Source organism: Acidisphaera sp. L21 (assembly GCF_009765685.1).
GTDB lineage: Bacteria > Pseudomonadota > Alphaproteobacteria > Acetobacterales > Acetobacteraceae > LMUY01.
Genome location: NZ_LMUY01000124.1, coordinates 1 through 20,366 on the forward strand (window position 1 = coordinate 1; position 20,366 = coordinate 20,366).

Here is a 20,366-nt window from a genome sequence, read left to right on the forward strand (position 1 = left end):
CGATGCAACCCAGCTTCAATGTGTCCGCCTGGCCTGCCTTCGGATCCGCGGCGGCCAGGCGTTCGGCGATCGGCTCCACGCCCGCCGGGGCAGTACTGGCAGACACCGGCATCGCCGCGCCCACTGGCGGTGGTGGCGGCAAGGCTTCCGGACTGTGCGACAGGGTGTGTAGATAATCGATGACATCCGCACGCTTCTTCGGATCGGTAAGGCCGGCGTAACTCATCTTCGTGCCCGGTGCGTAGGCACTTGGCTTCTTCAGCCATTCATAAAGTTCGTCATAGGTCCACGGACCCGATTTGCCTTTCAATGCAGCGGAATACTCATACCCGACCATATGCCCGTGCGGCGCCCCAACCACACCGTACAGATTTGGGCCGATACCGGCCTTTCCGCCTTCGTTGAAACTATGGCACGCCACACAACCCTGCTGCTTGACCAGCGCTTCCCCCTGCGCCGGGTCAGCGGAGGCGAGCAGCAACGCCACCAGCGGATCGGCCGCAGCGACCGGGGCCGCGGCGCCGTCCGCCGTCGGGACATCGATCTTGATCGCCGGGGTCTCCAGCTTCTTCGGGTGAACCAATTCATCCCCGATCACGCCGGCCACCATGAACGCAATTCCGGCCGTCAACACCGCGGCTACAGCCTTGTTGAATTCCAGACTATCCATATGACACGGCTCCTGTCGCAATTGTTTCCAGGGCAAGGTCGCACCAGTTTGACAGCTCTGTTCTCATGTTCAAACTGCAATGGTGTCTCAAGCGCAATTCTCCAACTCGTGTCCATAAAAACTGGGAGGACGCACCCAATGCGGCTGCGTCCTCCCTCTACCTGTTCGACGATGCCGTATCAGAGCGGATGGGCGGGCTCGGCTGCCGGGGCGGGCGTGGCAGGCGCCGCCGGGGATGCGGGGGGCGCTGCTGGGGTCGGTGCCACGTAGGGCGGCGTCGGTCCCTTCAACTCGGGGAACGTCGTCACCATGCTGACACCCAGCAGCGGCTTGAACACGCCTTGGTGGCATGTGGCGCAACTGACCTTGGGGTTATCCCCCATCGGCCCAAGCCGCGCCGCGGGGAACACGCCCTGCAGTTTGTCCAGGTAGTTGCCGTTGAGGTCGCGCACCATCCGGATGCCATGCCAGGCGACAACCCGCTCCGGTGTGCTCTGCGACCAGTCGCCGAATGACCGCGTATTGTGGCAATACGTGCAGTTCACCCCCAACGCCTGCGAGAAGTGGATCATCAAGGCATAAGTCCACTCCGTCTGCTTGATGGACTGACGGTCCGAACCCGGCAGTGCCATGACGGATTGCACCCGGATCTCCGAATCCTTCTCCAGGAATGGGGTGAACGGATCGAATGGCAGCGAGGAATCGTTCACCGACCCGGCGGGGTGGTTTTTGCCGGTGTTCGATTCGGTGACTCCACCGGCGTGTGGCGGGCCCGGATCATTGAACCAGACCTGCGCCGGCACCGGATTACCCCGATGGCAGGTGTAGCATGTGACCCCGGTCTGCGCGACGTGCGATGTGTAATCCGCGTTGATGTGCTGAACCATTTGGATCATGCGGCGGGCAACGACTTTGGTGTACAATCCGTCATCCGCCATGTTCGCCGTGTTGTGGCAGTAGCCACAGCCCTGCTGCGGCGCCACCCAATTGGTGATCGACACCATCAGCCGGGTGAATTGACCCACGCTGAGATCCCCCAGGATCTGAACGTTCTTGTAGGCTGCACCGGCCTTCGGGCCTGACGATGGTAATTGGGGCAACGATGCCGGGACTTTGTTGGCCGCCAGGAACGCAGCTACATCGGCCGGATGATAATTCTCGACCATTCCAACGCCTCGGTAGCCGCGTTGAACGGTATCGACGGGCGGTAGCTGGAACCGCAGGAGGATGACGAGGCCGAGCAATATCGCCGCTGGGATCCCGACGAGGGCCAGGCCATACCGAAATCCCATGTTCATTTTCCAGCTCCCAGTCCCAGGGCAGGATCTACGACGGTGCCCCACATTGCCGGATAGGGCGGCGCAATCCCATGCTTCACGCCCCACAGATACCAGTTATCCACCACGGTACCGGTCAGCAGGATCCCGATCCCGCCAGTCAATGGGCAAAGGACGGCAAACCACCAGGCCCAGCGATGGATGCTTTCCGCGGTGGCGCAGAACCCCATCGTCCAGCGCCAAAACAAAGCCCCGCGCTCGAAGGCGGTACCGCGATCCACGATCTGCTCCAACTCGCGCTCACCGCCGAAGCGACTGATCGCCAGCACGGTGGCCGCATGCATTGCGAATAGCAGCGTCGAGCCATACAGGAAGACGATGGAGAGCATATGGAAGGGATTGTAGAACAGATTGCCGTAGCGGATCGAAAACGCAGCCGTCCAGTCCAGGTGCGGAAATATGCCAAACGGCACGGCCTCGGCCCAGCTCCCCATCAGAAGCGGCCGGATGAAGCCGAGCACGAGATACAGCCAAATCGCAGCGGCAAAGGCCCAGGCCACATGGGTACCCATGCCGAGTGAGCGGGCGCGACGATAAATGCGTACCCACCAAAGCAGGATCGATGCGGTGAGGAAGAACCCGGCCATCAGCCACCATCCGCCATAGGCCAGCGGGGGGAAGTGCAACCCGTAACCCGGCGCCGGCGGTTCCAGCGCCAGCCATGGGAGTTGACGCACGAACTGAACGGGGTCCCAGTTGACGGACGCCCACATGTTCAGCCCGATGATCTCGAACGCGATGAATCCGCAAATGAGCGACGCGATCCCCAGCGCACCCAGATAGATTGGGCCGACCTGGGCATCCCCGAACCGCCCGAACGTATGGATGAAGAAGGGTACGCCCGATCTGGTCCAATTGCTGGCAGTGAGCGGAACGCCCGCATAGGCAGGCCCACGCACCTGCACCCTGGTGAAAAGGTTTTGATATTCAGCCATGGCGCTTTCCCCCCTTCTTCGCGTTGTCGCGTTACTTCCAGATAGGCAGATTCAACCACCATCCCCACCATTCGGGCCAACCCCGGGTCCAGAATGGGCCGCTGATGACAATGCAGATCGCGCTCCAGAACCCGGCGGATAACGCCAGGAACAGTCCCAGCCGGTGCACGCCCAGCGTGCCGATGGACCAGCCGATCGTGTCGCGGAAAAACGTGTTCTCGTGCTCGGCCGTCTTGACTAGACCGCCCTTGGGCGGATTGGCGGCCGAGAGAACCAGTCCACCATGCATCGACAGCGCCAGCACCGTCGTGAAGAAGAACGACACGGCCAGCATGTGTGCGGGATTATAATGGAAATGGAGATACTGGTATCCGGTGTTGGACACCCAATCCAGATGGCTGAGGATGCCGTAGGGAAAGCCGAAACCCCAAGCGCCCATCAGCACTGGGCGGATCACCACCAGCGTGATGTAAGCGAACACCGCCACGCCATACGCGAATGGGACATGGTAGCCCATGCCAAGCTTGCGTGCGATCTCGACCTGCCGAAGCAACCACGACAGGAACGCGCCAATCGCACAGATCGTGATGATCTGCCATAGACCACCCTCTTTCAGCGGGGCGAAACCCAGGCCGTATTTCAAGTCTGGCGGTGCAATATTGATCTGCCAGGGATTCCAGGTCGGCCCGATCGCCGCACCGTAGATGATCATCAGCGTTCCCAGCGTCGCGAAGAAGATCGTCGTGACGCCGAAGAAGCCGACGTAGAATGGACCCACCCAGAAATCGAACAAGTCGCCGCCGACCAATGTACCGCCGCGGACACGGTATTTCGCTTCGAAGCTCAGCATCGACATTGCTCAGCCCTCCGGTCGAGTGTTGCGGCAGCGGACAAGACCGGGCGTGACCCCGGCCTTCCCCGCTGCCAGGAGAGACAAACTATTTTGGCGCAGATTGCGGAAGTGGAGCCATCTGCGCCGACGATCCGCGCGGCGCGCCTTCCAGCCAATTGAAGCGGCCGGTGCTGAGCAGAATGAAGTGGATCAGCAGCGCCAACACGAACAAGAATACGGAGAGGGCAACGAGCACTCGCCGTGGATCGAATAGCATCCATATACGCCACATGGCTGCGCTCCTTATGCCAGCAGGGTTTTCAGATACGTCACGCCGTCAAGCATGGACGTCGTGTAGCCGTTTGGCCCGGGCAGCCACGGACGCCACTGCCACACCAGTATGTGTGCCACGATCGCCACCACGGTGAAGACGATGAAGCTTGTGACGAAGATACTGTGGAATTCGCGGGCCTCGGCGTCGGTCAGCCCCGACGTCGATGCGGTTCGAACTGGATAGTCGGACATGGACAGTTCACCTCCTGATAGCAGCAAAAACCGCGCACATCCCGCGCGGCAGGGAAACACCACGGCCGGTGACACCGAACGGGCATTGCCTTTGCACGGTTCACGCCGCGCGTCCCGCCGCGAGAGCGGCAAGCGAGCGAGCGACGCGGTCCACGGTTACCCGCCCCTCGCGTGCAAGCCTCACATCCCGCTCGACTTGGTCGCGCAGCCGCTTCGCAGCGGAGATGCGAACCAGGAACGGCTCGGATTCAACATAATCATCCAGCAGCTGGACCGCCTCGGGATCCCAAGGATCGGCGTTCCAGCTCTCGGCTTTGGCAGGTGTGGCCTCGGCGCGATCCATATCCGTGGCCAGCGGCAGGATATGGAACAACGCATCGAACAGCGCGTTACAGTACTCCTGCACCAGGTAGGTCGCCCCGGCATACCCCATGAACGGCGTCCCCGTGCTCCGCCGGATAATGGCGCCAGGGAACGAGGCCGGGATATACATGCAACGGCTTCCCAGCTCCGCCGCGTACAACCGCTCGTTGTACGACCCATACAGCACCAGTGGCGGCGTGGCGGCGAGCGCGGCCCGGACCGCTGCATTGTCCGGCTTGGTCCCGGCCGTGCGGCTGAACTGGAACGTGCAGGGCAGGCCTAACTCGTCCTGCAGGAAATTCACCAGGCCGCGCGTGTAGGTCTCGGTTGCCACTACGGCGAACGACGCGGTCGCAAAGAAATCCTGCGTCACGCTGCGCCACAAATCCCAGATTGGCTTGATGGTGGTGTGCTTCTCCCGCTCGATGAACGGCTCCGGGTCCAGCCCGGTCAGTTCACCCAGCTTGCGCAGGAAACTCGTCGTGGCAAACAGCCCGATCGGGGCCTGCAAATAGGGCCGGTCCAATTCCTCGCACAGGCCACGTCCGAACTCGCGATACATGCAGATGTTCACGTCGGCGTTCGGTAGCTTCGTTATGTCTTCGATGTGGGAGCCAAGCGGGAAGACCAGGTTGATCTCGCAGCCGATGCCTTCGACGATGCGGCGGATCTCCGCCAGGTCGGAGGGCATATTGAACGTGCCGTAGATCGGGCCGATGATATTGACGCGCGGTTTCTCACCCTCCTTGCGGATGCGCGGCCGGGGCTTCAGCTTCTTCGCGCCGAATTCGCTCCACAGCCAGTAGATGGCGCGATCGGCCGCCTGCCACTGGTCCTCGTCGATCGTGCGGGGGATGAAGCGCAGCAGATTGCTGCCCTCCGGCGTCACGCCGCCACCGATCATCTCCGCGATACTGCCCGTGACCACAACGGCCGGCATATCCGGGTCCTGCATCGCCGCGGCCCGGCGTAGCGCACCCTCCGTGCCATGCATCGACAGCGAATCTTCGTTCAGCCCCGTCACCACGATCGGCAACTCGTGCGGTGGCAAGCCGTCGGTGTAATGCAGCACCGCGGTGACGGGCAGGTTCTCGCATCCCACCGGGCCATCGATGACGACGCGCAGGCCCCGGATCGCGGTGAAGGCGTAGACTGCGCCCCAGTAGCCACCGGCACGATCGTGATCCAGAACCAGCATGGCCTAGTGTCCTACCGCTTCGGTGGCCCGGGCCTTGGCCTCGCGTTGGCGCTTGTACCGCTCGCGCGCGCCCGCCGGCTCCTGCGGCTTGTCGGTCCAGCCATAGCCGGCCGTGTCTTTGACGCCGACACCCTCGAAGAAGTTCACCATCTGGGTGAAGCGTGGGGCGCCACGCGTCTGCGCCGCGATGATCCCCGCCAGCGATGCCGCGCCTGCCGCCCCGAACAGGGGCCGGGCGGAGACCATGTTGGTGAAATACAACGCCGGTATGCCCAGCTCCTTCGCCTTCTGCACCAGTGGCGTGGTGCCTGCGGCCAGGTCCGGGCGAACATCCATCATCGCCGCCATGTCCTGTTCCAGGCTGGCGCGGAACTGCACGTGCGTACCGCGGGCTGCCAGCCACTCCCGGTCGGCCTCCGCCCATTCCGTCCGCGGACAGGCGGTGCCGACGTAAGGCACTTCAGCGCCAGCCTCGATCAGCAAGCGCGCCACCAGCAATTCCGAGCCTTCGTAGCCGGACACTGTGATCCGGGCATGGATCGGGTTTGCAGCCAACGCCGCCTCGATGGCCGGCAGCGCACGCGCCTTGGCGGCATCGATATCGGCACGCGCCACATTGGCTGCCGCACCGATGGCGTCCAGCCAGGCGGCCGTCCCCTCCACGCCCACCGGGCCGGAGCCGACGACCGGGCGCCCTGCCGCACGGAATTCGCGGATCGCGGCGGTGTAGAAGGGGTGCACGGCCGCCGCCACCCGACAATCCAGCGCAGCATACAGGTCGCGCCATTCGCGGCAGGGCGTTTGCGGCGCGACGGCGAGGCCCATCGGCGCCAGCAGGGCACCGATGCTGGGTGGGTCGGCCGGAAACAACTCGCCGATCAGGCTGACGGTCGGCATGCTCTGCATCTTGCTGGGGCGCGCCACCGGGCCCTGCTCCGCTTCGGTTCGGGCGTAGCGCAGCATTGCCCCCGCCAACACGTCCTTTGCCTCGGCGTGGGTCGGCACGCCGAACCCCGGCACATCGATTCCGATCACCCGCACGCCGTCGATCTGTTTCGGCAAGCGGTCCAGCGGCACGCCGGACGCGGTGGGCACGCAAAGGTTGATCACCACCACGGTGTCATAATCGGCGGGTTTGGCCGTCTGGTACACTGCCTCCCGGATGTCCTCGAAGAGCTGGCCTTTCACCAGCGTCTCGGAGTTGAACGGCACGTAACCGACCGTCCTGCGGGCCCCATAGAAATGCGATGTGAAGGTCAACCCATACACGCAACACGCGGAGCCCGAGAGGATGGTCGCCGTACGCCGCATCCGCAGCCCGACCCGCAATGCGCCAAAGGCCGGGCACATGGATTGCGGCTGGTCGTGCGGGCCGCGCGGATAATCCGTCATCAGACGGTCCATCGATTCGCTCTTGCCGGCGGCGCGCGCAGCCTCCATCAGCGTTTCGCGTCCGCCGTGGCAGCCGCTTTCACCGGGAACGATGGAGCCATCCACCGTCACACGCCCTCGTAGATGATTTCGAGCGACTGGCGCGGCGCGGCGCCGGCGGACGCGCACATATCTTCCATCGTCGCCGGCTGCAGCACGACGCCGCGGCCCACCGCATCCCCCTTGAACAGGTTCAGCAGCGCATCATGCGTCAGCGGCGTTGGCCGCACGGGCGGGGCGTCGGCCACTTGCTTGGCCAGCTCCTCGAACATCGGCGCCCACTGGCCGCCGGGCACCCCGACGATCTCGTAATTGGCGCTCTTGCGGCGGATATCCTCGTTCGCGGGGATGGCCGAGAGCACCGGGATGCCCACCGCCTCGGCAAAGGCCTGTGCCTCCCCGGTGCCGTCATCCTTGTTGATGACCATGCCCGCCACGCCGACATTGCCGCCCATCTTGCGGAAGTAGTCCACGGCGGAGCAGACGTTGTTGGCGACATAGAGCGATTGCAGATCGTTGGACCCGACGACGATCACCTTCTGGCACATGTCACGCGCGATCGGCAGGCCGAAGCCACCGCACACCACATCGCCGAGGAAGTCGAGCAGCACGTAGTCGAAGCCCCAATCGTGGAAGCCGAGCTTCTCCAGTAATTCGAACCCGTGGATGATGCCCCGGCCGCCGCACCCGCGCCCGACTTCGGGGCCGCCTAACTCCATCGCGAACACGCCATCGCGGATGAAGCAGACATCGCCAATGCCCACCTTCTCGCCGGCGGCCTTCTTCTTGGACGATGTCTCGATGATCGTCGGGCAGGACCGGCCGCCGAATAGCAGGGACGTCGTGTCGCTTTTGGGATCGCATCCGATCAGCAGTACACGTTTGCCCTGCTGCGCCATCATGTAGCTGAGGTTGGCCAGGGTGAAGCTTTTGCCGATGCCGCCTTTGCCGTAGATGGCAATCACCTGGGTCTGCTTGGTCACCGTTGCAGTCGATACTGCATCGGGCTCGATGGCGGCTTCGTCGCGCAGGCTTTGCGTCATGTCTGACGGTGCCGGTATGGGATGGCTCACGGTCGCATTCATGCGCAGGCTCTCCAATCAAGGACCATTTTCAAGCACTCGGGATCGTCGAATGCGGTGCGATACGCATCGGCTGCCCTGTCAGGCGCTTGCCGGTGGGTGATCAGACCATCGAGCGAGAGTTGGCCGGTTCCAGCAGCGCGGGTGACGAAAGCCAGATCCGTCTCCTGCCACTGCGCGGCCACCCGGATCCGCGCTTCCCGCATGAAAGCCGGGGCAAACGCGAATTGCAGCGGCTCGCTGTAGAACCCCGCCAACACCACCTCCCCACCAGGTGCGAGGCAGCTGATCAGCGTGTCCAGCAGCGCAGGGTCTCCGCTGGCGTCATAGATCGCGGCGTAGTTGCGACGCGGGTCGGACGCCGGGTCGATGACCGGGTAGCCAGTGGCATTGTCGGCCCGGGCCGGGTTGCGCTCCCATACCGTCGGCGATCCGCCGGCGAGCAGGGTCAGCCGGGCGAGGACGCGGCCCAGCACGCCGTGACCCACGATCAAATCGGGCAGGGCGGCCCCGGCCGCGCCGATCGCGTGCTGTGCGGTGGCAGCCAACGCCAACAGCACGCCGCGCTCCCCCAGTGTCTCGCTGATGCAGACCGCCCGGGCGCCGGGCACGACCAGTCGGCGGGCTGCCCCGCCGAACAAGCCGCGCACGGGACCGAAGCACCGCGCGCCTGGCACAAAGACCAGTTCACCGACGCGACCGCCGGACGCCGGTCCTGCCCGCGTTACGCGGCCAACCGATTCATACCCGGGGACCAGCGGATAGCCCATGCCGGGAAAGTGCGGCATACGCCCGGTCCATAGCAGCCTCTCGGTTCCCGTGCTGATGCCGCTCCAGGCGACATCGACGACAACGTCGTCATCGGTCGGGTCGGTGAGATCGATACGGCTGAGCGCCAAATTTTCCGGCGCGGTGAGCACAACAGCGAGTGTATCCATCATGCCCCCCTTTCACGCCGCGGATGAGATCTCCACTTGTTGTAATGCTAGACTTACAATTAAGATTGTCAATCAGGATTTACATTGGCGATGATGACCCGCGCTAGCAGCGGCGATCGCGTCCGGAGAAGTTGCGCCTTGGCAAACCCTGCCTCCTGCAAGAGGGCCATCAACTTGGCTGCCGTGCGTGGCCGTCCTTGACCCATTGCGAGCAAGTAGAATCCGAAATAGGCATGGCCTACGGGCTCGGCACCTGCCGTTTCCGCCATTGGTTCGGCCAGAAGCACCACACCATCCTTCGGTAACGCCGCCCGCACCGCGCGCAGAATCGTCAGTGCCTCGGGGTCGTTATGATCATGTATGACCCGCACAAGGGAGATGACATCCGCACCCCCGGGCAAACTCTCCGTCAGAAAGCTTCCCCCGACGGCGCGCGCACGATCCGTTAGCCTAGATACCGCAAAGCGGCTGCAGGCCATTTCGGCAACAGCAGGCAGGTCGTACAGGGTCAATTGCAAACCTGGCACACGCTCCGCGACTGCGACGAGAAAGCTGCCATCGCCGCCTCCCACATCCATCAGGTGCCGATGTTGCCCCAGTGAATAGGCATCGATCACTTCGTCCGACACCAGCGGCTGCGAGGCCGCCATCAGGGCGGTATAGGCCGCCACCGGCCCTTCCCCGGCAGAGGCATAGGACCAATAGCTGGCCAGCTCGGTTCCGCCTTTTTGGCCTTGGAGGAGTGCCACCGGGTCCTGTAGGTCGGCGTAGAGCATCGGATGGTGCAGCACCATTTGCTGGATCGCCGCATTGCCGACCATTGCTGCACCAAGCGGCCCCAGCGCATAGCGATCGCCCCGCCGGCTGGTCAGTTGCAGAGCCGTGGCGGCTGCCAATAACCGCTCCGTCGCCTCCACGCTGAGCCGAAGCCGGATCGCAAGGGATGCAATGCTCGCCGGGCGCTCGGCCAGGATCTCGAATACATCCAGTTGCACGCAGGCCAGCAGGATCTGCGAGTAGACGAATCCGGCGCACAGATCGAACAGGGCGCGGGTGCGGCGGCGCGCAATCGGCCGCGTCAGCGGAAACGTCGTTGCCCATCGCCGGAACCGCGGGCTTGCCACGGCCCGGTCTCGCCAGGCGAACAGCCGCTCGCGCCAGGGTAGGGCTGCCTCGATCACGACCGGACTCATGCTGCGTGCCGCGCCAGCTCCTGTGGCAGCAGCCGTAGGGTTTCCGTCCGGATATGGCTGCGCAAGGCCAACCGGCCCGGACAGGGCGGCACTGCCTCCACCGCTTCACCCGACAGATCCTCTAGCCGGGCAATGGCGCCATCCAGTCCTAATTGCAGAACTGCGCTGGGGCGGGCATGGGCACAATCCTGACCCGCCGGCTTGCCCAGCATCTCTGGATTGCCCGTCGCGTCCAGGATGTCGTCCGCCACCTGGAACGCCTCTCCCAACCGCATGCCGACCTCGCGCCAGCATTCCGCCGGGCCGCCCGCCGCAGCGGCACCAGCCACGGTGGCAGCGGCGAACAGTGCACCCGTTTTCTCCCGCTGATACTGCGCCAGATCAACGTCCTGCTCGCACTCCCAGGCCTGCCCGGCGACAATCCCGCAGGGGATTCCAACCGAGAGCCCGATAGTGCCCAGCAAAGCCGGCAGCCGCGCTGGCGCCGACATCGCGCCCTGCGCCAATGTCTGGAATGCCAGCACGATGAGGGCGTCCCCCGCCAAGACGGCCAAAGGTTCACCAAATGCGCGATGGACCGAGGGGCGGCCGCGGCGGATGTCTGCATCGTCAAAACAGGGCAGGTCGTCATGTATGAGCGAGGCACAATGCAACAATTCGATCGCTGCGGCGGCAGAGTCAGCGATGTCCGGACGGTCGTCGCCGCATGCCGCCGCGACCGACAGGCACAGCCTGGGCCGGATGCGCGCCCCGCGCGGGAAAACCGCGTATCGCATGGCCGCCGTCAATCTGGGGGGGCAGCCCGGGTGATCGCCCCGTGCCAGAGCTGCTGCCAAACTCTGCTCGATGCGAGACATCACGTCCATTGCCACGCCCCAATCTGTCAGTTCTTATTGTCACTTAATACCGTCAGCTATCATTGACAGTTTCGTCAAGCGCGAATTGAATGGCGCGATGAAAACCCCCCGGGTCGTCGTCATCGGTGCGGGTATGGCGGGCCTTACCGCCGCGCTTGACCTGGCACGACAGGGCGCCGCGGTGACCGTGTTGGAGAGCGCGGCCGCACCCGGCGGCAAAATGCGAGACGTCGCGGTCGGATCCGCCCGCGTCGATGCCGGGCCCACGATTTTCACGATGCGCTGGGTGTTCGACAAGCTGTTCGCCGATGCGGACACCACCCTGGCCGATCACCTGACGCTGCACCCGGCCGGCATCCTGGCCCGGCATGCCTGGAGCGAGTCCGAACAGCTCGACCTCTTCGCTGACCCGGCACGAACCGAGGATGCGATCGGCACTCTGGCCGGCGCCGTGGAGGCACGTGGATACCGTGCTTTCAGGGAAGATTCCCGTCACATCTATGAAACACTTGAGCGGACATTCATTGCCGCACCCCGCCCGTCCGCCCCTTCCCTTGTGCGCTCCATCGCAAGCCAAGGGCTGGGAGGCCTCTGGAACATCCGGCCCTTTGAAAGTATGTGGACCGCCTTGAGCCGCCATTTCCGTGATCCGCGGCTGCGCCAGCTTTTCGGGCGCTATGCGACCTATTGCGGATCATCCCCCTATCTGGCGCCAGCCACGTTGATGCTGGTCGCCCATGTCGAGCAGGAGGGCGTTTGGCTGGTCGAAGGCGGCATGCACCGGGTTGCCCAAGCGCTGGCGGCTTTGGCCACTGCCAGAGGCGCATCGTTCCGCTACGATGCGCCCGTCGCCGAGATTTGCGTCGCCACCGGCCGAATTGCCGGGGTGAGGCTGCAAAGCGGCGAGCGCATCGATGCCGACGCCGTCGTGGTCAATGCCGATGCCGCTGCCCTAGCGGCCGGGATGTTCGGACGCGCGGTCATGCAGGCCGTGCCCCCGCCCTCCGGTCAGCGCTCACTCTCCGCCGTGACCTGGGCGATGGTGGCGGAGGCGGATGGGTTTCCATTGGTGCGCCATACCGTGTTCTTTTCCCGCGACTACAAGGCGGAATTCGATGCCATCGCCCGCGGCAGTCTGCCCTCCGAGCCCACCATCTACATCTGCGCACAGGATCGCACCGACTTAGGAGCCGCCATGGGCAGCCCTGAGCGGCTGCTTTGCCTCATCAACGCGCCTGCCACGGGCGACCGCCACACATTGTCCCAAACGGAGATCACCGCATGCGCGGATCGCGTTTTCACCCAACTGCGCCGGTATGGTCTGCATCTGCGTCCGATGGCGGCGGAAGCAACCAGCCCGGCCGGGTTCAACAGGCTCTTTCCGGCGACGGGCGGCGCCCTGTATGGCCAGGCGACACACGGCCCGATGGCGTCCTTTTCCCGTCCGGGCTCCGAGACCAAGATCCCGGGGCTCTATCTGGCGGGGGGCAGTGTGCATCCGGGGCCGGGAGTGCCGATGGCGGCGCTGTCGGGGCGACTGGCAGCAGCACGGCTGCTGGCGGACCTCGCTTCGACCCGCCCGTCCCGCATGGTGGCTACACGTGGTGGTACGTCGATGCGCTGAGTGAGGACGGCACGCATGGGATCACGCTGATTGCGTTCATTGGGAGCGTCTTCTCGCCCTTCTATGCCTGGTCGCGACGCCGCGGCCTCGGGGATCCGCATCACCATTGCGCGCTGAACGTGGCGCTGTATGGCCGACCGCGGCGATGGGCTATGACCGAACGTGGCCGCACCGCCTTGCACCGGGACGCAACGACGCTCTCCATCGGACCCAGTGCCCTGCATTGGGATGGCACGCATCTCACCATCGACATTGCGGAGGTTACTGCCCCACTGCCTTCCCGGCTTCGTGGCACCGTCCGCGTCACCCCTGCTGCAGTGACCGGACGAATTTTCAACCTGGATCAGGCCGGCTGCCACACCTGGTCCCCGATCGCGCCCATCTCCCATGTGGACGTCGCACTCACCAGCCCGGACTTGCGCTGGTCCGGACCAGGCTACCTCGACACCAATCGTGGCATCCGTCCCCTGGAGGCCGATTTCGTCCACTGGGATTGGTGCCGCGCGCCGGTGCCCGACGGCGCGGCCATCCTCTACAACGCCACTCGCCGCCTTGGTGGCGAGCAATCGCTCGCGCTGCGGATCGGCCGGGACGGATCAATACAGGATGTGGCACCGCCGCCACGGGTCACCCTGCCCGCAACACGGTGGCGGATTCAGCGGCAAACCCGGGCAGAGCCGGGTCAAACGGTCGAGGTGGTGCAGACCTTGGAGGACACGCCGTTCTACGCTCGCTCCGTCCTGGACACGAGGCTGCTCGGCCACCGGGTGACGGCGATGCATGAGAGCCTCTCGATGGATCGCTTCACCGCCCCTTGGGTACAGGCCCTGCTACCATTTCGTATCCCGCGCGGCTGGTGAACTCCCGGCTATGGCGGGTCGGGCCTGATATCCTGGCGCGCCGCCTTGTCCTTACGAATGGCGCGGCGCACTGAAATCAATTCGAAGATGAGCAGGCCGAGGAAGCCAACCTCCAGAATGATCCACTCCCACCGGCCCATCCTATAGCCCACCGCCCCCATGGATCTGCTGCTGCTGCAGTCTGGCAAACAGCTCCAACACCCAGACGACCCTGTCCCCGATACCACCGACGACAACATGGGACGGCGCCAATGTCACCGCCTGCACCAAGTAGCGGCAAGCCTGCAAGGGTGGCGCGGGCGCGGCCTTCCCCGGCAGCATCGCCGTCAGCACAGCCCACCCGACCAAACGCAGCTTTCGACGAACTGGCACGACGGCCCGGCGGGTGACCGAATCGAACCCGTTCCGAGCAATCTCGGCCCCAATTTGCGCATACAGCAATCGGGCCGAGCGAATTCCTGGACGGCAATCCCAGGGCAACGCCGCAATACCCGAATCCGCGCGGGCGTATAGCGTTTCGGCTGCCTGCAGCAACCGTTCGACGACAGCGCCGATCGCCGGGGCGAAATGGGGTTCGGCCAGCCAAGCCTCGGGGTCGATCCCCACCCCACGCAACCATGACCTCGGCAGATACAGTCGGCCGGCCCGTGCATCTTCACCGACATCACGGGCGATATTGGTCAGTTGCATGGCGGTGCCGAGATCGCAGGCCCGGGCAACCTGCGCCGGGCTGCGCGCGCCCATCAATACCGCCATCATGGCGCCGACCGTGCCTGCCACGCGCGCCGCATAATCCTGCAACTCGTCCAAGGTTTCGTATTGCCGGCCGGACGCATCCCAGGCGAACCCGTCCAGCAACGCCTCCAGCAGCGCGCGGGGGATCGCGAAATGCGCCACGACCCCGGCCAACGCCCGGTCTGCCGGCAGGGCCGAGGGCGTGCCGGCATACACCTGGTCCAACCGATCCCGCAGCGCGTTCAGCGCCGAAGCACCGCCGTTGCAATCGATCAGGTCGTCTGCCACCCGGCAGAACGCGTAGAGCGCCGTCGCTGGCTCACTGATCCGCGCCGGTAACACATGCGAGGCCGCGGAAAATGTGCGGGAGCCGCCTCGCATCAAGTCCTGGCACGCCGCCAAGTCGGCCTGGAGGCTAGGGGCGAACGGCATGGGGCACCACCGTATCGAGGATTTTCGCTGAACAGAGTACGCCGGGTAGGCCTGCGCCGGGATGCGTGCCGGCCCCAACGAGGTAGAGCCCGTCCACCTCCTCGCTGCGGTTATGGGGACGGAACCAGGCGCTTTGTGTCAGTAACGGTTCCATCCCGAAGGCCGCGCCGCGGAACGAGAGCAGACGATCCTGGAAATCCTGCGGCGTCATGATTCGGGATGACACGATATTGCGCTCCAACCCCGGGAGGATCGTCGCGTCCAGCGCCGCGGCAATCGCCCGGCGGTATCGCTCCCCCTCCGCTGCCCAATCCGTCCCGCTCGCCAGATGGGGCACCGGCGACAGGACGTAAAATGTATCGCACCCGGCCGGAGCCAAAGAGCGGTCGGTCGCCGTTGGACGATGCAAATAGAGGCTGAAATCATCCGCCAATCTGTGGCGCCTGAAGATATCGCGCAGCAGCTCGCGATAGCGCGGCCCTAAGAGGATCGTATGATGCGCAACGTTTTCATAACGGCATTTGGTGCCGAAATACCAGACGAATAGCCCCATCGAATAGCGAGCCCGTTCCACCCGCCTATCCGTCCACCGCCGGCGATGTTCGGGCGCCAGCAGGTGGCGATAGGTCCAGGCGCTATCCGCGTTCGAGACGACGATATCGCTTGGGATATGCGTCCCGTCGGCCATTTCGACCCCGGTTGCGGCACCGTTGGCGACCATGATCCGGCGTACGTCCTGGTTGCAGCGAAGCGTGCCACCCTGTCCGCGGATCAGCTTGACCATTCCCGCCACCAGCGCACCCGTGCCACCCATCGCGAAGTGGACGCCCCAGCGACGCTCGAGAAACGCGATCAGTGCATAGACGGAGGTTGCGCTAAACGGATTTCCACCCACGAGCAGTGGATGGAAGCTCAGCACCGTGCGCAAACGCGCATCCTTCACGTGCTTGGCTACCAGGCCGTAGACACTTCGCCAACTGCCCAGCGCGGCCAAATCGGGGATGACTTTGGCCATGCTGGTCCAGTGCGTGAAAGGCACGTCGCCCAAACGTTCGAACCCAACGTGGTAGATACGCTCACTGGCGGCCATGAACCGTTCGTAGCCAGCGGCGTCCGCCGGGCTGAACCGGGCGATTTCGGCCCGCATCCGATCCGGGTCGCCGGAATAGTCGAACGTAGCGCCATCGGCAAAGCGGATGCGATAGAAGGGATCGATCGGCAGCAGCGTCACGTCATCCGCCAAGCGGCGGCCACACAGCGCCCACAATTCTTCCAGCAGGAAAGGCGCGGTCACGATGGTGGGGCCAGCATCGAAGGTGAAGCCGTCCTGCCGAAAGACAGCAGCCCGGCCCCCGGCAGTGGCCAGCCGTTCCAGGATGGTTACCCTATACCCGCGGGCCCCCAATCGTATCGCCGCTGCCAGTCCGCCAAAGCCGCTTCCAATGACCACGGCATGCGGGCGGTGGTCCGGCTCCACTGCTGCGATCGTTCGGCCGGGTTCGAGTGTCAGGACAGACATTCTGCGAATGTGTAACACATAACTGACACTGGGCAAGGCTGGTTTTTTATTCTTGCCGTCGCCGTGTCCGCGCGGACCCGTGGCCCCAACGCAATCGCAGGTCTGTTACATGGCCCAACAGTGCCCCCAGCAGTGGCAATGAGATCCAACCCCACCACGCACCAGCGAGACCCACTCGCATCGCAACCAACAGGCACATGCCGGAACAAAGGTTCGGCAGTATCGCGCCGGGTCGGATGCCAAGGCGCCAACGGTGCCAAACCGCCACGAGCACCGCGCCCTCCAGCGCCATGCCAATCAAGATGATATCGAGCGCCCGACCGGACGCGACCCACGCCCCCATCAGCCGGACAACGCGCCCGTTATCCTTGCATGGTCCAGGATGAGGTCCGCAACCACTTGCGGCGCCTCCTCATGCGCCAGATGCCCCAGCCCGGGAAGCGTTGCGAGGGTCGCGCCCGGCACCAATGCCTGAATGCGGACCGCGTCGGCCGGCGGGATGGTGCGGTCGTTGGCGCCAACGATCAGCAGCAGGGGCGGCCGCAATCGGGGCAAGGCACGAAGCAGTGGCTGCAGATCCCAATGCGCCATCATCCCCAACGCTGCCGCGGCGTGGCTGGGTTGCCGCACCAGGCGGGCGTAGAGTGCGACGCCCCGTGCATCCAGCGTCGACCCCGTGTCGGCCAGCAGTTTTTCCACTATCGCGGTGTCGCGCGCCCGCCACGCAAACAGCTCCGGCAACAGCGGCAATCCCACGAGCAGTTTGGCCAGGGGAGAAAAAAGCTGTCCCGGAATGCCCCCGAGCGGCATCACCGCCGCGTTGAGACCCACCAGGCATTGCGGCCGGATTTGCCCGTCCAATGCCATCCGGGCCAGGATCGCTGCCCCGGCAGAGTGGCCTACTGCCACCTGCGGCTGCAAATTGAGCATCCGCAGCAGGGCCTGTAGCGCCAACGCCATACCCGGCAGTGACAGGCGGCGCATGGCAGGCGATTCGGTAAAGCCATGCCCCGGCAGATCCGGCGCGACGACAGTGAAATGCTGCGCCAGGATAGGAGCCAGGTCGCGCCAGGAATGGGTGGCAGCGCCAGTGCCATGGATGAGCAGCAACACGGGCCCGCTGCCCATGGTCTGCACATGCCACACCAGGCCGGTGGCCCTCACGAATTGGCTCGACCCGCGGTTAGGCCAGTCCTTTGGCAGCCGACTTTGTGGGGTATTGCGCCGGTCGCTCATCGCGCGGCCTGTATGGCGCGCGACAACGCTGCGGCGTCGGCATAGGGCAGAGCCACGTATCGTGCCCGCATTTCCATTGCCAGACGCTGGGTGGGTGGATGCGGGCGGGGCGATGTGTCCACCAGCAAAACCGAAAAACCACGCTGGCCCAGTTGCCGGGCAGCAACGCCCGCCTCCTGCTCCGCAAGCGCGCGATTGCCGGTGCCGTCCCGTGTGACATTGGCGCGCCCATCCGTCAGCAGCACCAGGGTTGGCGTGCCGCCGCGCCGCCGCACCTCCTCCGCCAACGCCGAGCCGGCATCGATCCCGGCAGCCAACGGCGTGCCTCCACCGCCGGGCAGGCCCGATAGGCTGCGCTTTGCCCGCACAAGGGAGCGTGTCGGTGGCAGCAGCAATTGGGCGCCACGCCCGCGGAAGGCGAAGACAGCAACCCGGTCGCGGCGGACGTAGCACTCGGCCAGCAACAACTCGACCGCTCCCTTCGCTTCCGCCAGCCGGTTCAAGGCGGCTGAGCCGGATGCGTCGACGATGAAGATCGTCGTGGTCTCCGACCGTTGCTTCACCCGGTTGACGCGAAAATCGTTCCGCCGCACCTCGATCAGCGCTGGCCCGGCCGAACGCCGCCGCAGAGCCTGCCACGGTGCTGCAGCGCGCAGCGTTTCCATCAGGTTCAGCCGAAGCCCTTGCCGCGGATCGCCAGCGCATACGCCGGCCGGGCGCCCGCGCTTCCCGGATTTATGGAGGGCGCCTGCGAGGCCCATGCTGCGCGCCTGTTTGCGCACGGCCTCCATGCTGCGCAATTGCTGCAGCAGTCCCGGTGGAATTGCGGCTTGCGCTGCTTCCAGAACGATATCGGCCAAAGGCTGCGCGGTTTCTGCAGGGTCGGCTGCCTCGGTGTCGCTGGAATCACTGTCGCCGGGCTCTGGCGTATCGTCACTACCGGCCTCCTGCTCAGCGGCCGGCAGTGCCGTCGCACGGGGCGCGAGGACCAACCGGCCCGCCAGTGCCGCGTCCTCTGCCGTCACATTGTCCCGTCCCGCCAAGGCGGCGGCGGCACGGGCAGCGCGGAGTGCCAGCAGCGGGGCCCGCAGCGAATCAATGCCCAGCGCCGCGGCAGTCGCGCACAGCGCCTCGATCATCCCAGCGTCAGCGCAAACACCCGGGAGCCGGCGCCGCGCGGCAGCGATCGCAAGCCGGTGATCGTCGTCTTGCCCCTGGTGCGCGACGTCTTCGAGTTCCACGTGAAAAGCGAGCCGATCGAGCAGGGATGCGGATGGGCGTTCATCTCGCGTGGCACCCTCATCCAGCGCAGCGATGCCGAATGGCATTCCGGCGTCCCGGGCGGCCGCGAGACGAGCGATCGTGGCCACGGGCATCCGCTCCGCCATTGCCAGCAGCAAGACGCCCTGCCCCGTTTCCTCCAGCAATCCCCGCGATGTGACGGGACGCCCGGCGCCCAGGGTCAAGGCGAGGTCGATCCCGCCTAGCAGCCGGTCGTCCGGGATGGTTGGTGGCAGCCTTCGCAAGGTTGTGCCTTCTGGCAAATCCCCCCGCAACGCTGCGAGCCAACGGTCGCGCACCGGGCCCGGAGGGGCCCGCACCGATACCCCACCCGTGCCGGCGGGATCGACGGCGAACAAGGTGGCGGCCGTGCGTGCGTCAGCCCAATCCATCGCCGCCGAACTGTTCTTGCACAGCCCGGGCGATCCTGGCACCCGACCCGGCTTCATCCAGCGGGTCCCGGCGCAGCCGATGTCGCAGTGCGGAGGGCGCCACACGCAGCAGATGCGCCTGCGTGACCACAGGATCACCCTCCAACGCTGCCACCGCACGGGCCGCCCGCAGCAGCGTCAATTCGGCACGCAGCCCATCGGTACCCAACCGCAAACAAAGCCGGGTCGCCGATTCCAGGACCGCATCCGGCACCTGCACCTGGGGCAGTAAATCCCGTGCGGCTACGATCTGGTCTCGCAACGCCGATTCTTCGCGTTGCCACTCCTCGGCGAAACATTCCGGCTGGCGTTCGAACTCGTCGCGTCGCCGCACGATGGCGATCCGGGTTGCAATATCCTGCGGCGTGCGGACTTCGACCGACAGCCCGAACCGGTCGAGCAGTTGCGGACGCAACTCGCCCTCTTCTGGGTTTCCGCTGCCGATCAGGACGAACCGTGCGGGATGCCGCACGCTCAAACCCTCCCGCTCGACCACGTTTTCCCCCGACGCGGCCACGTCGATCAGCAAATCGACCAGGTGATCTTCCAGCAAATTCACTTCATCGATGTAGAGGAACCCTCGATTGGCACGGGCCAGCAGTCCAGGTTCGAAGCGCTTCTCACCGCGAGTGAGGGCGGTTTCCAGATCGAGCGCGCCAACGACGCGGTCTTCCGTGGCGCCCAATGGCATATCCACCACGGGCACGGACGCGGTGGACGGCCTGCGATCGCTGTCGGCGGAACATGCATCACACCACGGACCCTGAGCCGGGTTGCAGTGATAGGGGCAACCATCAACCACGACCATCGGCGGCAATAAGGAGGCCAGGGCGCGGACAGTGGTGGATTTGCCGGTGCCGCGATCGCCGAACACCAGCACCCCGCCA

The 20,366-nt window shown here is 65.0% G+C and carries 20 protein-coding genes; 2 read left to right on the forward strand and 18 right to left on the reverse strand.

Annotation, left to right across the window (positions count from 1 at the left end; translation table 11 throughout):
* From GSQ76_RS23400 to GSQ76_RS23455, 12 genes are all read right to left on the reverse strand, one after another.
* On the reverse strand, positions 1-670 hold a 670-nt coding region (locus GSQ76_RS23400; protein ID WP_158746526.1), incomplete at its 3' end, for a cytochrome c family protein.
* Between the two features lie 179 nt (positions 671-849).
* Positions 850-1,968 (reverse strand): photosynthetic reaction center cytochrome PufC, encoded by a 1,119-nt coding sequence (pufC, locus tag GSQ76_RS23405; RefSeq protein WP_158746527.1) that lies wholly within the window; start codon positions 1,966-1,968, stop codon positions 850-852.
* Positions 1,965-2,942 (reverse strand): photosynthetic reaction center subunit M, encoded by a 978-nt coding sequence (gene pufM / locus GSQ76_RS23410; protein ID WP_158746528.1) that lies wholly within the window; start codon positions 2,940-2,942, stop codon positions 1,965-1,967. The genes pufC and pufM overlap by 4 nt, the downstream gene beginning before the upstream one ends.
* A 31-nt stretch (positions 2,943-2,973) precedes the next feature.
* Positions 2,974-3,798 (reverse strand): photosynthetic reaction center subunit L, encoded by an 825-nt coding sequence (gene pufL / locus GSQ76_RS23415; protein WP_158746529.1) that lies wholly within the window; start codon positions 3,796-3,798, stop codon positions 2,974-2,976.
* Positions 3,799-3,880: 82 nt separating this feature from the next.
* On the reverse strand, positions 3,881-4,066 hold the full coding sequence (gene pufA / locus GSQ76_RS23420; protein ID WP_158746530.1) for a light-harvesting antenna LH1, alpha subunit: 186 nt from the start codon (positions 4,064-4,066) through the stop codon (positions 3,881-3,883).
* An 11-nt stretch (positions 4,067-4,077) separates the two neighbouring features.
* Positions 4,078-4,299: a light-harvesting antenna LH1, beta subunit gene (pufB, locus tag GSQ76_RS23425; RefSeq protein ID WP_158746531.1), complete on the reverse strand. Its 222-nt coding sequence runs from the start codon at positions 4,297-4,299 to the stop codon at positions 4,078-4,080.
* Between the two features lie 100 nt (positions 4,300-4,399).
* Positions 4,400-5,860 carry a chlorophyllide a reductase subunit Z gene (gene bchZ / locus GSQ76_RS23430; RefSeq protein ID WP_158746532.1) on the reverse strand — a complete coding sequence of 487 codons (1,461 nt, stop codon included), beginning with the start codon at positions 5,858-5,860 and terminating at the stop codon, positions 4,400-4,402.
* Positions 5,861-5,863: 3 nt separating this feature from the next.
* A complete protein-coding gene (bchY, locus tag GSQ76_RS23435) occupies positions 5,864-7,300 on the reverse strand; it encodes a chlorophyllide a reductase subunit Y (protein WP_158746621.1) in 1,437 nt (478 codons plus the stop codon).
* Positions 7,301-7,359: 59 nt separating this feature from the next.
* The gene (locus GSQ76_RS23440; RefSeq protein WP_216851261.1) at positions 7,360-8,334 is read right to left on the reverse strand and encodes a chlorophyllide a reductase iron protein subunit X; all 975 of its coding nucleotides are present in this window, start codon (positions 8,332-8,334) and stop codon (positions 7,360-7,362) included.
* Between the two features lie 38 nt (positions 8,335-8,372).
* Positions 8,373-9,311 carry a chlorophyll synthesis pathway protein BchC gene (gene bchC / locus GSQ76_RS23445; RefSeq protein ID WP_158746622.1) on the reverse strand — a complete coding sequence of 313 codons (939 nt, stop codon included), beginning with the start codon at positions 9,309-9,311 and terminating at the stop codon, positions 8,373-8,375.
* 68 nt (positions 9,312-9,379) lie between these two features.
* On the reverse strand, positions 9,380-10,504 hold the full coding sequence (locus GSQ76_RS23450; RefSeq protein WP_158746534.1) for a methyltransferase: 1,125 nt from the start codon (positions 10,502-10,504) through the stop codon (positions 9,380-9,382).
* A complete protein-coding gene (locus GSQ76_RS23455; RefSeq protein ID WP_158746535.1) occupies positions 10,501-11,370 on the reverse strand; it encodes a polyprenyl synthetase family protein in 870 nt (289 codons plus the stop codon). Before GSQ76_RS23455 ends, GSQ76_RS23450 begins: the two co-directional genes overlap by 4 nt.
* Before the next feature lie 88 nt (positions 11,371-11,458).
* Here GSQ76_RS23455 and crtD point away from each other — a divergent pair, with 88 nt between their 5' ends.
* A complete protein-coding gene (crtD, locus tag GSQ76_RS23460) occupies positions 11,459-12,985 on the forward strand; it encodes a 1-hydroxycarotenoid 3,4-desaturase CrtD (protein WP_158746536.1) in 1,527 nt (508 codons plus the stop codon).
* Between the two features lie 152 nt (positions 12,986-13,137).
* The gene (locus tag GSQ76_RS23465; protein ID WP_254070595.1) at positions 13,138-13,845 is read left to right on the forward strand and encodes a carotenoid 1,2-hydratase; all 708 of its coding nucleotides are present in this window, start codon (positions 13,138-13,140) and stop codon (positions 13,843-13,845) included.
* Positions 13,846-13,853: 8 nt separating this feature from the next.
* Here the strand turns inward: GSQ76_RS23465 and GSQ76_RS32385 are convergent, their stop codons facing one another.
* From GSQ76_RS32385 to GSQ76_RS23490, 6 genes are all read right to left on the reverse strand, one after another.
* Entirely contained in the window at positions 13,854-13,985 is a 132-nt protein-coding gene (locus GSQ76_RS32385; RefSeq protein ID WP_256367019.1) for a hypothetical protein, read from the reverse strand.
* A 1-nt stretch (position 13,986) separates the two neighbouring features.
* Complete coding sequence (locus GSQ76_RS23470) at positions 13,987-15,012, reverse strand: phytoene/squalene synthase family protein (RefSeq protein ID WP_158746537.1); 1,026 nt, start codon at positions 15,010-15,012, stop codon at positions 13,987-13,989.
* Positions 14,996-16,531, reverse strand: a complete 1,536-nt coding sequence (locus GSQ76_RS23475; RefSeq protein WP_158746538.1) for a phytoene desaturase — start codon at positions 16,529-16,531, stop codon at positions 14,996-14,998. The genes GSQ76_RS23470 and GSQ76_RS23475 overlap by 17 nt, the downstream gene beginning before the upstream one ends.
* Before the next feature lie 342 nt (positions 16,532-16,873).
* Positions 16,874-17,767 carry an alpha/beta fold hydrolase BchO gene (gene bchO / locus GSQ76_RS23480; protein WP_158746539.1) on the reverse strand — a complete coding sequence of 298 codons (894 nt, stop codon included), beginning with the start codon at positions 17,765-17,767 and terminating at the stop codon, positions 16,874-16,876.
* A complete protein-coding gene (locus GSQ76_RS23485; RefSeq protein WP_335904930.1) occupies positions 17,764-19,497 on the reverse strand; it encodes a magnesium chelatase subunit D in 1,734 nt (577 codons plus the stop codon). The genes bchO and GSQ76_RS23485 overlap by 4 nt, the downstream gene beginning before the upstream one ends.
* On the reverse strand, positions 19,427-20,366 hold a 940-nt coding region (locus tag GSQ76_RS23490; protein ID WP_158746541.1), incomplete at its 5' end, for an ATP-binding protein. The genes GSQ76_RS23485 and GSQ76_RS23490, both read right to left, overlap by 71 nt.

What these genes read in the sequence shown, in the direction of transcription:
- pufC (WP_158746527.1), bottom strand. Translation starts at nt 1,968, where the DNA reads ATGAACATGGGATTTCGGTATGGCCTGGCCCTCGTCGGGATCCCAGCG.
- GSQ76_RS23475 (WP_158746538.1), bottom strand. Translation starts at nt 16,531, where the DNA reads ATGTCTGTCCTGACACTCGAACCCGGCCGAACGATCGCAGCAGTGGAG.
- GSQ76_RS23465 (WP_254070595.1), top strand. Translation starts at nt 13,138, where the DNA reads ATGACCGAACGTGGCCGCACCGCCTTGCACCGGGACGCAACGACGCTC.
- pufA (WP_158746530.1), bottom strand. Translation starts at nt 4,066, where the DNA reads ATGTGGCGTATATGGATGCTATTCGATCCACGGCGAGTGCTCGTTGCC.
- bchZ (WP_158746532.1), bottom strand. Translation starts at nt 5,860, where the DNA reads ATGCTGGTTCTGGATCACGATCGTGCCGGTGGCTACTGGGGCGCAGTC.
- GSQ76_RS23450 (WP_158746534.1), bottom strand. Translation starts at nt 10,504, where the DNA reads ATGAGTCCGGTCGTGATCGAGGCAGCCCTACCCTGGCGCGAGCGGCTG.
- GSQ76_RS32385 (WP_256367019.1), bottom strand. Translation starts at nt 13,985, where the DNA reads ATGGGCCGGTGGGAGTGGATCATTCTGGAGGTTGGCTTCCTCGGCCTG.
- GSQ76_RS23440 (WP_216851261.1), bottom strand. Translation starts at nt 8,334, where the DNA reads ATGACGCAAAGCCTGCGCGACGAAGCCGCCATCGAGCCCGATGCAGTA.
- GSQ76_RS23485 (WP_335904930.1), bottom strand. Translation starts at nt 19,497, where the DNA reads ATGAAGCCGGGTCGGGTGCCAGGATCGCCCGGGCTGTGCAAGAACAGT.
- GSQ76_RS23455 (WP_158746535.1), bottom strand. Translation starts at nt 11,370, where the DNA reads ATGGACGTGATGTCTCGCATCGAGCAGAGTTTGGCAGCAGCTCTGGCA.
- GSQ76_RS23470 (WP_158746537.1), bottom strand. Translation starts at nt 15,012, where the DNA reads ATGCCGTTCGCCCCTAGCCTCCAGGCCGACTTGGCGGCGTGCCAGGAC.
- pufM (WP_158746528.1), bottom strand. Translation starts at nt 2,942, where the DNA reads ATGGCTGAATATCAAAACCTTTTCACCAGGGTGCAGGTGCGTGGGCCT.
- bchY (WP_158746621.1), bottom strand. Translation starts at nt 7,300, where the DNA reads ATGGAGGCTGCGCGCGCCGCCGGCAAGAGCGAATCGATGGACCGTCTG.
- crtD (WP_158746536.1), top strand. Translation starts at nt 11,459, where the DNA reads ATGAAAACCCCCCGGGTCGTCGTCATCGGTGCGGGTATGGCGGGCCTT.
- pufL (WP_158746529.1), bottom strand. Translation starts at nt 3,798, where the DNA reads ATGTCGATGCTGAGCTTCGAAGCGAAATACCGTGTCCGCGGCGGTACA.
- bchC (WP_158746622.1), bottom strand. Translation starts at nt 9,311, where the DNA reads ATGGATACACTCGCTGTTGTGCTCACCGCGCCGGAAAATTTGGCGCTC.
- pufB (WP_158746531.1), bottom strand. Translation starts at nt 4,299, where the DNA reads ATGTCCGACTATCCAGTTCGAACCGCATCGACGTCGGGGCTGACCGAC.
- bchO (WP_158746539.1), bottom strand. Translation starts at nt 17,767, where the DNA reads ATGAGCGACCGGCGCAATACCCCACAAAGTCGGCTGCCAAAGGACTGG.